13 protein-coding genes are annotated in these 15,133 nt (G+C 50.9%); all 13 read right to left on the reverse strand.

Going from position 1 to position 15,133, the window contains the following annotated elements; genetic code table 11:
• Positions 1-14: 14 nt before the first annotated feature.
• Positions 15-3,866 (reverse strand): YhdP family protein, encoded by a 3,852-nt coding sequence (locus FM042_RS06405; RefSeq protein WP_143235466.1) that lies wholly within the window; start codon positions 3,864-3,866, stop codon positions 15-17.
• Positions 3,866-5,335, reverse strand: a complete 1,470-nt coding sequence (gene rng, locus FM042_RS06410) for a ribonuclease G (RefSeq protein ID WP_143235468.1) — start codon at positions 5,333-5,335, stop codon at positions 3,866-3,868. The genes FM042_RS06405 and rng overlap by 1 nt, the downstream gene beginning before the upstream one ends.
• A gap of 30 nt (positions 5,336-5,365) precedes the next feature.
• Complete coding sequence (locus tag FM042_RS06415; RefSeq protein WP_143235470.1) at positions 5,366-5,941, reverse strand: Maf family protein; 576 nt, start codon at positions 5,939-5,941, stop codon at positions 5,366-5,368.
• Between the two features lie 13 nt (positions 5,942-5,954).
• Complete coding sequence (gene mreD / locus FM042_RS06420) at positions 5,955-6,443, reverse strand: rod shape-determining protein MreD (RefSeq protein WP_143235472.1); 489 nt, start codon at positions 6,441-6,443, stop codon at positions 5,955-5,957.
• Positions 6,440-7,309, reverse strand: a complete 870-nt coding sequence (mreC, locus tag FM042_RS06425) for a rod shape-determining protein MreC (RefSeq protein ID WP_143235474.1) — start codon at positions 7,307-7,309, stop codon at positions 6,440-6,442. The genes mreD and mreC overlap by 4 nt, the downstream gene beginning before the upstream one ends.
• A 33-nt stretch (positions 7,310-7,342) precedes the next feature.
• A complete protein-coding gene (locus tag FM042_RS06430; RefSeq protein WP_143235476.1) occupies positions 7,343-8,386 on the reverse strand; it encodes a rod shape-determining protein in 1,044 nt (347 codons plus the stop codon).
• A 176-nt stretch (positions 8,387-8,562) separates the two neighbouring features.
• Positions 8,563-11,430: a DUF6701 domain-containing protein gene (locus FM042_RS06435; RefSeq protein WP_143235478.1), complete on the reverse strand. Its 2,868-nt coding sequence runs from the start codon at positions 11,428-11,430 to the stop codon at positions 8,563-8,565.
• Entirely contained in the window at positions 11,417-11,830 is a 414-nt protein-coding gene (locus tag FM042_RS06440) for a type II secretory pathway component (RefSeq protein ID WP_143235480.1), read from the reverse strand. The genes FM042_RS06435 and FM042_RS06440 overlap by 14 nt, the downstream gene beginning before the upstream one ends.
• A gap of 37 nt (positions 11,831-11,867) precedes the next feature.
• Positions 11,868-12,683 (reverse strand): PilW family protein, encoded by an 816-nt coding sequence (locus tag FM042_RS06445; RefSeq protein WP_143235482.1) that lies wholly within the window; start codon positions 12,681-12,683, stop codon positions 11,868-11,870.
• The gene (locus tag FM042_RS06450) at positions 12,683-13,267 is read right to left on the reverse strand and encodes a type II secretion system protein (protein WP_143235484.1); all 585 of its coding nucleotides are present in this window, start codon (positions 13,265-13,267) and stop codon (positions 12,683-12,685) included. The genes FM042_RS06445 and FM042_RS06450 overlap by 1 nt, the downstream gene beginning before the upstream one ends.
• Complete coding sequence (locus FM042_RS06455; RefSeq protein ID WP_143235486.1) at positions 13,264-13,767, reverse strand: prepilin-type N-terminal cleavage/methylation domain-containing protein; 504 nt, start codon at positions 13,765-13,767, stop codon at positions 13,264-13,266. Before FM042_RS06455 ends, FM042_RS06450 begins: the two co-directional genes overlap by 4 nt.
• Positions 13,768-13,929: 162 nt before the next feature.
• Positions 13,930-14,388 (reverse strand): prepilin-type N-terminal cleavage/methylation domain-containing protein, encoded by a 459-nt coding sequence (locus FM042_RS06460; protein WP_143235488.1) that lies wholly within the window; start codon positions 14,386-14,388, stop codon positions 13,930-13,932.
• Positions 14,389-14,453: 65 nt separating this feature from the next.
• Positions 14,454-15,065, reverse strand: coding sequence for a type II secretion system protein (locus FM042_RS06465; RefSeq protein WP_232366372.1), 612 nt, complete (start codon positions 15,063-15,065; stop codon positions 14,454-14,456).
• Positions 15,066-15,133 lie beyond the last annotated feature (68 nt).

Raw genomic sequence — 15,133 nt, forward strand, 5'->3', positions numbered from 1 at the left:
GGTCGACCGTGGAACTAGTGATCAGGTCCTGAGTTCTCGCGCTGACTCTCAATCTGCTCCGGTAATTGGCGCGGCAATACATCTTCGGCCATCTCTGGCAATTCCACTTCCGTGGCATCCCGGCGAACTTCCGTGACCACTGGATCAGACATGGTGCCGGAAATCTGATACTGCAAGCGCGATATCACCTCTGCATCGTGCAGCATGCGATCGATAAACAACGCCGCAAGCCCACTTGGCGGGTTCACCATAAACGCCAGCAAGACCGGAATACTCGATGTCACTTTGGGTACATAGGTAAGTTGATAATCCAGTGTTTCATCGGCCAAATTAGTTTGCCCGCGCACCGTCATATCACCCGCGGCACCGTTCATTCGCGTATTATCTGTACTAACAATACCGTCCTGTAAATTCAGGGTACCACCGAAACTGGAGTAGAACATACCCCGCGCAAATATATCTCGGAAATCCAAGGTTAACTTACGCAGAATACTTTCCATACTGAGCACCGAAAAGATGCGCGCGCCACCATCGGATACGTCACGTAAGTAACCAGGGCCAAGTTGCCAATCCACGCGCCCAGATAGGGTTTCGGTATTCCAGTCTAATAGACCACCCTGCCACTCCAGCTGATAACGAATTGATGCACTCGAGTCGCGCACAGTGGAGTTAAACCCAAAATCGCCGAGCAACGCACCGACATCGTTGGATTCGAATTGCCCCTGCAGTTTGCTTTGAGTTTGTTCACCAGGTTGCCAGCCTGCGCTCCCTTGCAGCCGCGTGTTTCCACGTCGCACATCTAACGCATTAATTTGGGCGCCATAGTTCTCCGGTTGCAGCTCAAAGCTGATCTCACCCAATAAATGCGTATCGTAACGACAGATCCGGCAAGTCACGTGCATGGCCGGTAAATTATCAAGCCAGCTGCGGTCACTTGCCACATGGGAATCATGAGTATCTTCTGGTAGCCGCTGAAGCTCGAGAAAATCGAGGTTCAATCGCAGAACATGTGAATCTGACCCGCCACTGATGCGTCCACGTAGGTTGTCAGCGTTCAGATCAATCGACCAAGCACCATTTTCACGACCACCGCGAATCTGGGTATTGGCAAAGCGCTGACCCGCGCTGTACAATTCATCTATTTGCCCTTCTAAACGCGCGAATGGCGGGAGGATCTGAATGTGTTCACTCTCTTCTGCTTGAGGTACGAGTAGACCCGCCACTAACGGTAGCCACTCTTCGAGCACCGCCGACGATAACCCGATATACGCGGACAATCCCGCAGCGGGCGACGCAGCAATGGCGACCGGACTCTCGCCAATAACGATTTCGAAGGCGTGAAAGCCCTCTCCCAACTGCATATCGCCACGCACTCGGGCACTATCACCTAACTGGGCACTGCCCTGTAAGCGAGCTTGGTTACCGGTAACCTCAGTGTTTATTTTGGCACTAGTGCCCGCTGCTTTTCCAAGGGGGGCAGGCAAACGTAACTCCATCTCAGCCAGCTGCGTGTCCATTACCCATTGATAATCAAAGCCTACTTCTTTTAGTCTCAATGTAAATTCTGCCTGATGCTCGAGCCGTCCATGCATTAAATTGAACGTAGTGAGTTCAGGGAAACGCGCCTGTAAGTCATCACTTGTCCAGGAGCCAAAAATATCCGCCTGCAACTCGTAAGGATGTTCGTCTGTAACAGCACCTTGAAGTGACACACTAATGGGTTGATCAAACACATGGGCATCATCGCTGTGAAAGCGGATTTGATCATTGGTAAAGGTCAGCTCACCATGCACTCGTTGCAGTGTTAAATTGACCGGCTCGATATAGATATCTTGGCCCTCAAGATCAACGCTCCCTTCGGCCACAATAGGGCCATCGGAAAACGGAATAGCCAGCGTGAATTGCCCACGCAACGGCCCTTCCGGTTGCACAATCGCCAATGTGGCTGCAACAGAATCAGCAAGGGGGCTTTGTTCGAATAACGCCTTCAGTTGCTCCCCAGTGGCGAACACATCGGAGCGAATATGGAGTTCAGTAGGACTTCCCACCAGTGGGGTGATTTCGGCATTCACGTCACTGAGTTCAATGTTTGCGAGCGATCCACCACGGGTGCTGATATGCAAGGTGTCGTGTTCGAATACAAGCTCCGCTTCCGCACCAAGAATGGCGGGCCATTCAGGGCGGAATTGAAAATCAAGACCACTGATAATGGTGCGTGCTTGTAACACCCCATTTGCACCCATGTAAGGCAAATCCTCAAGGGCTCCACGCCAAGCCATGCTTAACGCATCAATTTGTCCTTGCTGGAGGGCGTTGGTGAGATATTCACTGAGTCCATCTCCAAGTTGCAACGGCAGTAAAGCCACAACATCAAATACATCCATGCCACGGCTACCACCTGATAGCAGCCACTCCACCTGAACTGGTGCTCCATTTTCGCTACTAAAGCGCATAGACTGGCGAACATCGGCATTCGGTAATTGGAAATACGCATCGGCAACCGCAAACTCCCAAAAGCCGTTATGCTGATTCCAATGACCGTCGACGGAAAATTCAGACAGGGTTTTGGCGTCGCTAAAGGTCGACGGCGAAGCGAGATTGACCTGCTCACCTGTGAGTTCAAAACGGCCTTCCGATTCTGTACTCCATACTTCAAGGTGCAAGCCCTCAATACCTGGCACCGATTGAAATGGCAGCCAGCCTAATTCATCTGCACGCACATAGAATTGCCACTCGCGAGCTTGAGTTAATTGGATCTGCGCTTCTCGAATCGTTCCTTCCGCTTGCAGACCATCAGACCACTCTGCAATCATGTCGCCGGGTCGCCCGAACAGCCCCCATATGGGCGCAAAATCAAAGAGTTCTATATCCGCTACATTCCAGCGATGAGCACCGTCGCGATAACGCCAAATCACGCGATCAAGAGGCCATTCCCGCTCATCCAAGGTAAGCAACAAGGGCGTACTGTTCATCAGCCAACCGTCGCTACGCGGTTCCACAGTCCATGTGGTCGGTTGGCTAACGAGACGATGACGTTCTCCCCCCCGCTCCCACTCAAGCCGGTTCTCACCAAGTTCGACTTGGCCGGAACGAAATTGGCCGCCGCTAACATCCAGCCACCCTTGCAAGTTAATTTCGGTACGCAAAATTTCGGAAGTCGCGGTAACTTGTGCCAACCACGGCGACACATCCAAGTTTTGCGCTTCAATGTAAATACTGCCGCTGATTTGATGCAGTGCATCACCATCTAAGTCGGCGGTAAAGCTTAGAGCATTAGCCGTTACGTCTGGCACTTGAAAACGGCCAGTTGCCTGCCGGCGCTCGCCGTCGCGGCGCCAGGTTAATGCATCTATTTGGATGGTGCGGGGCTGCTGATCAGCGATGTGCAGGGTAAACTGACTATCACGCACCTCAAAGTGCTCTAACTGCCGCAAAAACAGACTTTCCAAGCCCTCGGGCAAGCTACCTTCGCCACCGCTCGGCTGATACTGGTAGTTTGCGGTAACGCCCGATAGAACAAATCGCTCAAACACCCAGTCACGCTGCCACACACTTTGCCAGAAGTTCAGCTGCACATGAGCACGTTGCACGGATAAACTGAGTGGATAATCATCACTCACATTAAATTCGAGGGACTCCAGTACCAACATAGGGCCAAGAGCGCTCCAGTCAGCACTTAAACCAGCAATCGTAATATCTTGGTCGTAGCGCTGATTAATCTGGTTTTCGATACTGGCACGGTAATTTTCAGCGTAGGGTAAGGCGATCCGAGCAACACTCAATAGCACAGCGGCAGTAACCAAAAATATGATCACCGCAAGCCATAGTTTCCGAATTGTGAAATGGATTGCTCGCTTTAGCGCCACTACATCATTACCACGTCAAACTGCTCCTGGTGGTACAAAGGTTCCACTTGGATTTTGATTTGTTTACCCACAAACACCTCAACTTCCGCGAGGGCTTGCGACTCTTCTGTGAGTAAGCGCTCAGAGACGGCTGCCGAGGCATACACAACAAACTTATCGGCCGCATAGGCGCGATTTACACGAACAATTTCCCGCATGACTTCATAACACACGGTTTCAACCGTTTTCATCGAGCCACGACCCTTACAAACTGGGCACTCCGAGGAAAGTACGTGTTCCAAACTCTCACGGGTACGTTTGCGCGTCACCTCCACTAATCCCAAGGAGGTAAAACCCGAAATACTGGTTTTCGCACGATCCTTACTCAATGCTAGTTCTAAGCTATGCAGTACCCGCCGCCGATGATCCTCATTCTGCATATCGATGAAATCGATAATAATAATGCCGCCTAAGTTACGTAACCGTAACTGCCGTGCAATCGCTTGTGTCGCTTCCGTATTGGTATTAAAAATGGTCTCGTCAAGGTTACGATGTCCAACGAAAGCACCCGTATTGATATCAATCGTGGTCATTGCCTCAGTTTGATCGATAACCAAGGTACCGCCTGACTTCAATTGCACTTTCCGATCCAGAGCTCGTTGAATTTCATTTTCAACATCGAACAGATCAAAAATGGGCCGTTCCCCTTCGTAATACTCCAAGCGATCGGCAAGGTGAGGAATGAACTCTGCGACAAATTCCTGCAATTGACTAAAACTTAGACGCGAGTCTACCCGAATTCGTTCAAGTTCAACGCCAACAAAATCGCGCAGCACCCGCGACGCGAGGTTTAAATCTTCGTACAGCACCCCGCCTTTTGCGTTTTTCTTGCGGCGCTCCTGAATTTTATCCCATAGGCGTCGCAAAAAACTCGCATCTTGAGCCAACTCGTCCTTGCCAGCTCCTTCTGCTGCAGTACGCACAATAAAACCAATATCGTCGTTACAAAAACTTTCCACGGATTGGCGCAGCCGCTCACGCTCTTTATCACTCTCAATACGTTGGGATACACCCACGTGATTTGAGCGCGGCATCAGCACCAAATAACGCGAGGGAATCGTGATATCTGTGGTTAATCGCGCCCCCTTGGTTCCTAGTGGATCTTTGACCACCTGCACCATAATGTGCTGCCCTTGACGCACAAGCTGCGAGATATCCGGCGCGGGAATTTGCTCACGATCAAGCTCTTCGACCTGATCAATATGGGTAATAATGTCGGAAGCATGCAAGAAAGCAGCCTTTTCTAGGCCAATATCCACAAATGCCGCTTGCATGCCCGGCAATACGCGGCTGACTTTACCGACATACACATTACCCACGAGACCACGGCGCGACTGTCGCTCAATATGAATTTCCTGCAAGATCCCATTTTCCACCAAAGCAACGCGGGTTTCGCTTGGGGTGACGTTTATCAGAATTTCTGCACTCATGGACAATCTCGCTTGTTAATAAGGGGGGCCTTAACTGCGCCAAAACTCGCGCAACAACTGATCTGTTTCATACAATGGCAAGCCCATAACCGCAAAGAAACTGCCATTTAAATGGGCCACGAAGGCCCCCGCCGGACCTTGAATACCATAACCACCGGCTTTATCAACGGGCTCTCCAGTATTCCAATATCTGGCAATATCCTCATCCGTGAGTTCCCGGAAGCGTACTTCTGAAGGCACCAATACGGTTTTACTCGCGGTCGCAGTCGTCACATTTACTGCAGTGTATACAGAGTGACTGCGCCCACTAAGCTGCTTCATCATTTGCTGATAATCGACAAAATCACGCGGTTTTTCCAGAATATGATCACCGGCAACAACAATGGTATCAGCGCCTAATACAGCCCATTGCTCATCGTCACCTTCCGCGACCACGGCCGCTGCGCAAGCTTCTGCTTTTTCACGGGCTAAGCGCTGCACGTAATCTTGGGGTGTTTCGCCGTGAGCTGGTGTTTCCGGAATATCCATGGGCCGCACTGCAAACTCGACGCCTAATAACTCAAGGAGCTCGCGCCTGCGGGGCGAAGCGGAAGCGAGATATAACATCAGACGGTCCTGCCTAAGTCATTTGAAAGCGGCGGCGAATTTTCCGAAAAATTAGGAATACCCAAGGCCAAAATAGCGCTGAACTTATTGCTGGCCAAAAATAATGCAGCATAAATGGCGCGTTATTTAAATAATGCTCCAGAACAAACACTACAGCCCGCGCAAGGAACACCAGCAACACAACGAGCAACGCTTGCTGCGATAACGAAAAGTTGCGAATGCGCGGATAATGGCGCGCTGCTGGGTAACATACCAACGCATAAGCCGCCGCATGGAAACCGAGGGTAGAGCCGAGCAAAATATCGACGGCCAACCCGACTAAAAATGCGTATCCAATATTCACCCGATGCGGTAGCGCAATAATCCAATAGATCATCGCAAGAAGGGGCCATTCAGGCCGCCACGCCGCAAGCGTAAGAGTCATTGGCATGACCGCAAAAATCAAACTAAGTAGCACCGTGCTAAAAATAACAACCCGTTGCACCATTAAGCGTGACGTCATAACGGCTCTGCCTCTTGTTCTGGACGAATGGGCTGCTCATAGCTGTCAGCATCCCACAACAAGAGCAACATCCGAATGCGATCAAGGTTGGCGACAGGCACCGCTCGCACACGCGCGAACGGCAAAGATTCATCCCGTACGATGCTCTGAATACGCGCCACAGGGTAGCCCTCGGGGAATACCCCACCAAGCCCTGAAGTGAGCAACATATCTCCAACTCGAAGTTCTGTAGAGTGCGGAACGTGCATCAGCTCTAGCATGCTGGTGTCACCGACGCCTTGTGCAATCACGCGAATACCACTTTCCGCAGCGCGGGTTGGAATTGCATGGCTCTGGTCTGAAATCAGAATCACTCGGGCTGTACTAACACCTACGCTTGTCACTTGTCCAATCACGCCTTGCGCATCAATCACCGGTTGCCCAATAAACACCCCATGGCGTGTTCCTTTGTTCACCACCACTTGGTGAGAAAAAGGATCCGAGTCGACGGCGATCACTTCCGCCACCATACGTAATCGGTCTTCGCGTGCTTCGCTAGCAAGCAGGCGACGTAAGCGTTCATTTTCCAACATTAAAAACTCGTAACGCTGCATTTGCCCGCGCAACGCTAACATGTCTTCTCTCAATGATTCGTTTTCAATAATCAAAGCGCGCCGGCTTTGCAGCTGTGAAATTAAACTGTCTAACGCCTGTTCCGGCACCACGGCAAGGTATTGAACTGGGCTCACTATGGAGTTCAAAAACAAGCGAACGGGTTGCATAGCGCCCAAGCGATGATCAAGAAAAATAAGCAAAAACGCTAGCGACAAGGCTAGCGTTAAGCGAACTTTAAGTGAGACAGAACGAACAAATAATGGTGTAGACACAGTTATTTCGTTTCCGCTTTAGCCGCCATCGACTTACTCATCACTGAACAAATCGCCGCCATGTTCATCAATGAGTTCGAGTGCTTTACCACCCCCGCGTGCTACACAGGTCAGTGGGTCGTCGGCAACAATGACTGGAATACCGGTTTCTTCCATCAGCAAACGGTCGAGGTCACGTAATAACGCGCCACCACCGGTTAATACCATACCGCGCTCGGATATATCCGACGCCAACTCTGGTGGAGATTGTTCCAAAGCAGTCATCACGGCAGCCACAATGCCCATCAATGGTTCTTGCAGCGCTTCGAGAATCTCGTTACTCGTTAACGTAAACGAGCGTGGCACCCCTTCCGCAAGGTTACGTCCGCGCACTTCCAACTCACGCACGTCATCACCGGGATAGGCTGTACCTATCTCATGTTTGATGCGTTCTGCGGTAGCGTCTCCGATAAGGGAACCGAAATTACGGCGCACATAGCTGATAATGGCTTCATCAAATTTATCACCACCGATGCGCACAGAACTTGAATACACCACGCCATTCAGTGAGATGATCGCCACTTCCGTAGTACCACCACCGATATCAACCACCATTGAGCCAGTCGGTTCAGATACAGGCAAGCCGGCACCGATCGCTGCGGCCATCGGCTCGTCGATTAGGACCACCTGACGCGCTCCTGCGCCGAGCGCCGACTCACGAATTGCTCGGCGTTCTACTTGGGTGGCACCGTAAGGCACACACACCAGAACTCGGGGGCTTGGACGTAAGTAATTATTTTCGTGCACCTGTTTAATAAAATACTGCAACATCTTCTCTGTCACGTGGAAGTCAGCGATCACGCCATCTTTCATGGGACGAATCGCTTTAATGTTGCCCGGTGTTCGACCTAGCATCTGTTTCGCTGCATGACCTACGGCTGCGACGCTCTTACTCCCGCCCGCACGATCTTGACGAATCGCAACCACCGAAGGCTCGTTCAACACGATGCCTTTATCTTTCACATAAATCAGTGTGTTTGCCGTTCCCAAATCGATCGAAAGATCGTTGGAAAATAAGCCGCGCAACTTCTTAAACATGGAGGGCTGTTCCCTTGGTTTTATAATTCGTGAAATAACTGACTAACTTTACCAAGCCACGCTACCCCGAGCAAGCGCGAATGCCGCTCTAGACAGGGTTTTTACACGGCCACCTTCTGTGGCTGTCATTTCTTCAGAAAAGTTCCTTGTGCTAGGCCTTATTTTCGCCCGACACCTTACCAACCTAACTCACGTTGATAGATCACACGAGGATTATCTCGCGGCAATCCAAATTCAAGTTCCGCTTGCGGATCGTCAAGGGCATCGGCACCGCTCCAATCATTGCGCAACCAGGGTAGGTTTATCCCAGACGGCGTGAGATCGACAATCCACAAGAATCGACCTCGTTTACCACCACTTTGCAGGAGCAGTTGGTTGGCGCCATCTTGTTGGCCCGCAATCAGTGGGAAATCGCCGAGGCCGGTGAGCGATGCATCGATATCTGACACACTGAGATCACCCTGACTATCCGGCACGATCACGTAAGTTGCATGGGTCGTAACCCAGGCAATGGAATACTCGGTGCTGTTGTCTCGGTGATTTCGGCGCCAGAACAGTTCCGTTGTTGGACAGCTCGTAGCAATATCGGCACGGTTTAGCGGGCCAGCGCAGGCAAAAATTTCAGCGCGAAATTCAAGCCCCATAATGTCGTCGGCGGGCACCGACACAGGAAGCAGATTTAACCGCCCTGTTAATTGCTGAGTGCCCCCTATCTCGGTGAGCTCCAAGCCTTGGCAGGGATCGTTTGCACTGGTGCGATAACAGGCGCCGTCTTGATCCGTAAAGACAGCCTCACTCAGGGTGATCGCAAATTCTGGATTAAAGGGGAGCATGGGTTCCGGAAGGCGCTCAATCACCCGTGTATCATTAAGCAAGATGCGTCCAGGATCGCCAAACTCCGCGGGAGCGGACACAAGTACATCGTCTTGGTCCAATCCCGTATCCGTCAAAACGGCTTCTGTTGGGGCATTGGCAATAACGTAAACATCAGTGACGGTTTGTGGTTCTAAACGAAAGAGCGGGCCAACGTAATTGTTTAAGCCGGTACCATTTAACGAACGCGCCACCACTTCAAATTCAGGCGCAACATGCCAGGTAAACTCTTGGCCGACATAAGTAAAATCATCTTGCGCATCGGCGAACTCAGGCATAATAGGAGAACCTGCGCCATCATCAATCAAGTTCACCGACAAATAGCCTGGAATAAAACGCCCGATCGGATAGGATTCTGTTTCCGCATCAATGTTCGAGGTGATGTAACTCCCCCCTGCAACCCTTGCAGCAACGCGGAATACGCCCACTTCATGCCAACGCACAACATCACTGGCAAATAAGCCATCACCAACATAGGCGAGATCCGCAGACCCTACTCCTTGCAATACAGGGGTATTGGGGATACCCGCATCCGCATCTGATGCCAGCGGACTCAAAATTGGCGCCACCATGCTGACACTGGGCCGCTCCGCAGTGAACTCCAAACCAAATGAAGGCGCGCGCTGCCCTTGACTGGTCAAAGCCGCCACTTCCATGCGGAAGTCTTCGCCAGCACGGGCAAAGGCATCAGCATTATGAAAATCTTCGGTGAGATTGGCTGCCGGTGATTCAGCACTATCGAAAATCGCGCGAACATCAAAACTGGCGGGGGCAACCACGAAGGCTGCACTTTCACCAAACAGCGTAGCACCCGTTGCAACAGAGGTTGCGACCGTCATTGCAATTTCACCCACATCACCATAACGGGCGCTCAGCAGCGCTTCACCATTGCTATCAAAGTTTACGTTGGTAATGGTTGTGGGCGTGTTGTGACCACTTACGACCGTTGAATTCACGGATAAGACAGCGCTTGGATAGTCATTCCAATTGGCACAAGCAGCGGCACTTGCATCAGGATCGAGACATAATAGCCCGATATCAAGATCGATACCTCCTTGCACTGCAGCAGCACAGGCTCCGGTGTTCTCGTCCTTACGCACCGACCGCACCAACACACTAAAGTCATTGCCGGCAATCACCGGATCAGGCGCAACCACCTGAAATCCGGTATCGACCATCGTGAGTGCACAACCGCTCGGGCCTACACACTCAGCCCCCTGTTGCGGAGCAATGGAACTTTGAATACTCAAGTCATAATTGCCAGGATCCGGAATCGCAAGGGAAATCGACTGGCTACCCACAAAGGTTTGGTTACCGCTGTCGAAGGTCTGTGTTGCGCCATCAGGGTTCGAGGCATTTGGAGTGGCCACTAAGTTTGCAGTGACTTCATCAACGGAAAGGCTTGTACACCCGCTATCTGCGCATACCTCTACAAAGATCGATAAGGATTCGCAGGTAAAAGCGGTACCGGGATTGTTCAGACGATATTTAAATACAGTCGTATCGCCGAAACAGGGCCCCTCATTGTCGTTTACGTCACAGACTTCGCCGGCGTCACCGCCACCTTCCACTTCCGGAGCATTGATATATCCGGTGACGGTACCTTCATTGGTAACCGTACCGGTCGAGTTGATATTGCCGTTGATGGTCGAGTTAGGATCCAGAGTCACATCACCGTCAACATCTAATGAACCATTGATCGTGGAATTATTTCCTACGTTTAAGTCACCATTGGTAATGGTGATATCCCCTGACAGCGTAGAATTGTTACCAACATTGAACGATCCATCAATATTGAGTACTGCGTTTATTACGGTATTGTTACCCGGCGGTCCCCCAGAGAGGTTCATATCGCCGCCAACATTAATCAATACATCACTGGCTTGACCGCTCTCATTCAGCTTAAATCCATTTCGATAGTCAAAGTTTCCTGCCACATTCATGGTAAAGGGAGCAACGGTGAATTGCACAGTGTCGTTGTTGTTGCCGAATATGAGACTACCGGTACAGTTCATCTCATCTTGTGCGGTGTTCAATGAACACCCCGCGTTCTGGAACACGCTACGATTTATTTCGTTGGGGAGAATATAATCCGCTGCCAACACCTGACAAAAAGCACTACTCAGCACAATCCATAGAGTTATGACCAGTCGGTTTCTACAAACTAGCATCGGATGCCTCCAGCAACAGTCGGCGAGAAAATTCTTGCTCGCCGGCTTGGCATATACCCACGCTGATTAAGCGATACTGGGTGAAGGTACCCGCATCGAGGGCTTCACATGTCACTTCCGCCTGACAGTCTTGCAAGCCTTGTCCAGTGAACTCAACAAGGTTCCAGCTCGCATTCACCACAGCGCAACTGCTCGCTTCTTTTTGATTTAGAGGGAACAAATCGGTCATGGCCAACTCCAGTCCGCTGCGTGCAGCAAGTAATGCCCGTGTACCTACAACTTCTGATACAACAGACGCGCTCCCTAACGAGATAACGCGCACCATCACCACACCAAGACTTGCCAACACCACCAGAATAAACACCACCACCGCAAGCGATGCGCCCCGCTGCTTATGCAAGCGAGGTGGAATCCTCAAAGATGTTGTTGGCTTGGCGCTAAATTGCATTGGCAATCACCACTTCTCGATAAAATAAAACCGATTCATCCGTGTTTGGCCGGCGAAAACGCAAACGCACTTGAATTAATCCTTGCTCCCGCAAGGTTGGTGCGTCCACCTGAAATGGTCGCTGATTTACATCGGCAAACTGAATATCTAGGCGCTGCCCCATAAGCTGCGCCGAGGGCGCGCTGAGTAAGGGGCTTACATCTGGTTGGCTCACTTGCCAGCCATACCCGCTAAAACGCCACAATTGTTGTGTATTCCCGACCTCAATCACACACCAACTGATAGGTTCGCGCACGATACGATAGCGCTGTGCCATACTTTGCGTGGCAAACAATGCGCTACTATCGCTGAGGGTCACATCCAAGGTATCACCTGGCCCTGAATTGAGCGCATCGATTTCGTAGATATAACCACTGGTGGCATAGGCTTGCGCACTGTTGCGCACCGCAACCGCTAACCGATCGCCGCTCAGAAACGTGTAATTGGCTGGCGTCACAATACGGGCATCGTTGCTCAGTGATGCCGTTGGGATCCGCACATAGGTGCCTCCGGCAACGACGGGCACAAACTCAATGCATTCGTCATTATCGCCTGTTAAACGCGCACTTCCTGGCAAACTTGCACGGGCTTCACGGGAAAATCGTTCCATCGCAAAGCGCGCTTCTTGAATCAACGCATCCCGTTCCGTGACATCAATAAAAATTAATCCGCTCAAGCGCAAGTAGGCAAAGGTACCGGCGCTTATCACGGATAAAATCACCATCACAGCGATCAGCTCAACGAGGGTAAAACCGCGCATCCGCATTAGTAGTTCCCCCGGTAAGCGGAGAACACCGCCTCGGAGTTATCCGGCAACTGAATAGTCACTTCGATACGTTTAAACAAAGCCGTATCTTGCGGCGTGCTGGTATTTACCGTACCGCTTAAATCCGCATCGTAAAACACGCGCACTGATGCAGAAAAGCCAGTAAAAAAGGGCTCGAGCGATCGCCCTAAGGTGTCTTCCAATTGGCTAATAGACAGCTCAAGCTCATGAAAATCATCCACATCATTGTACTCAGAGCGCGCACTTTCTTCCGACCCTAAATTACTTTGGCTTGTGCAGGCGACAAAATCCGGCTCACCGACATTCTCATCACAGCGCAACGCGCCAGGGCGAATACTCTGCTCATCAAAAGCTTTATTTAAGATCTCATCGAGGAGCGACTGCCCCAACTGCGCGGCTTTCATTTGCTGAAAAGGCACCGTGCTTTGCCGTGCTTGCGGGAACACCAAGGCCGTGAGTACCGATAAGGCAATACCCAAAGTAACAATACCAATCACCAGCTCAACCAACGTAAAGCCTGCTCTGGATTTATGCTTTAGGCTTCCGTTTCGCCGCAGACTCATGGGCAGGCCCCCTCGCGAATGTAGCCCTGCCCGCCAATGCACAGGGTCCGTAATTCACTTCCAAGGAAGTCAATTTGGCGATTGACATCATCACAACTATCGCCGGGGTTAGTCACGGCGCAGCCAAGTCCGTTGAAATACAAGGCACTGGTGCTTGGATTGATACTAATCACCTGGCCGGAGGCGGCCGTGAGCGGCTGAATCACATGGCTTGCGGGACCACAGGCCGTTGCCGTGATACTGGTACTTGTGATGGTCACGCCATAGCAATCTAACGCGGTATTTTGCATCGCCCGCTGCTGCTGAAGACGGAACAAACTGCTCGCTTCCCGCGCCACTGCTACCTCATCCACAGTACCGCTGCCCATAAATCGGGGCGCCGCAAACACACTCATAATGCCGAGAATGATGATCACGATAATTAACTCAACCAAGGTAAACCCCGAAATCAGGCGCTGGGGTGTCCGTGCTAGAGAACGTGGCCTATGGAAGTAACGCATCACAATCGCTCACAACAGTGTTTAGGATGATTGGCGTGAGAGTTAGTCGTCTCTAACTCATGGATAGTCCCTATAGATTAGCCTAAATACAGGGCTACCTGAAAGCAAAAAGCCTGATTCCGATACCTCAGAATCAGGCTTTTTTAGTGTCACTGCAAGGATTTAACAGCCTTCAGTATCTGTAACAATCAGAGGTGGTTCAACAGACCCATCGTAGCTAAGAAAACATTCCGTAGCTGAGATATCATCATGATCAAGTGCGTCTGCGTTACCCAGAACACTCGTCAGGGTAATGTACAATATATCGCCATCAACAGCATACACCCACTCGTCGTTACCCTCGTAGTCATTGTCATAGTCACCGGCTTCTACCGACGTAATATTTAGATAATCGTCAATGAGGTCCTGACCTAATGGATAAGCGGCTGATCCGCTTAGTGCATTATTTGCATAGCCAATCTCAGAAGCTCCTTGAACTGCTGCCTTCAAGCCTTCAATCGTGCTCGACCGTGCTTGATCTGAGAAATCAAAAAAGCGCGGTGCTGCGGTAACGGCCAAAATCCCTAAGATAACGATCACGATGATCAATTCAACTAATGTAAAACCACGTTGTTGTTTCATAACTATCTACCTTCGTTTAGTCCAATGTCCAAATGCGTACTTCAAACGGAGCGATGCTCCCCCCGCTAATTCGCTCTATTTAAATTCACGTTCACGCCCCCGGTACGTGGGTTGTACACGAAGTTGTTTCCCGTTGTTTGATAATCGTCACCACTCGGTGCGCCCCCAAGGTTTTTTAAGGTTATGGCTTGGTAAAACACACAGATATCATTGGTGCCGTTATTTTCCGCTGCAACGTAGAACCGCACTCGGTCTATATCCGCGAAATCTGCGCTCGCTGTTGGCGCGCCTTGCAAAATGGCCGCAAACAACGAACGACAATCTTCCCCACTCATATTATTAATATTAGCACTGGAGTCTGGCAATCCACTCACAGGGTAGCCCCGGTTGCCATCTACATAAACATCCACGCCGTCGATAATCACCATCGCACCGGAACCCGACGCATCACCCGCTGGACGCCCATCCAGTTCCCACTGTCCGCGCACAATACCCACTGCGCTAGTAAAGCCGCCCGCGACGCCTTCAAGTGAGGCATCTTCAGCCTGACTTGATATGTCCGTAAAGCGTGGTAATGCCGAGGCTGCTAACAGCCCGAGAATGACCACCACAATAATTAGTTCGATCAAGGTAAAACCTTGCTGAGAGCGTACTGAACCGCGCGTGTTCGTCATCATGCTTTAAACTCCCCTACTCATGCGATGATCGTACCAAAATTACAACAAATTACTCTATACTAAATAGT

Origin of the sequence: Aliidiomarina halalkaliphila (assembly GCF_007096385.1) — a bacterium.
GTDB lineage: Bacteria > Pseudomonadota > Gammaproteobacteria > Enterobacterales > Alteromonadaceae > Aliidiomarina > Aliidiomarina halalkaliphila.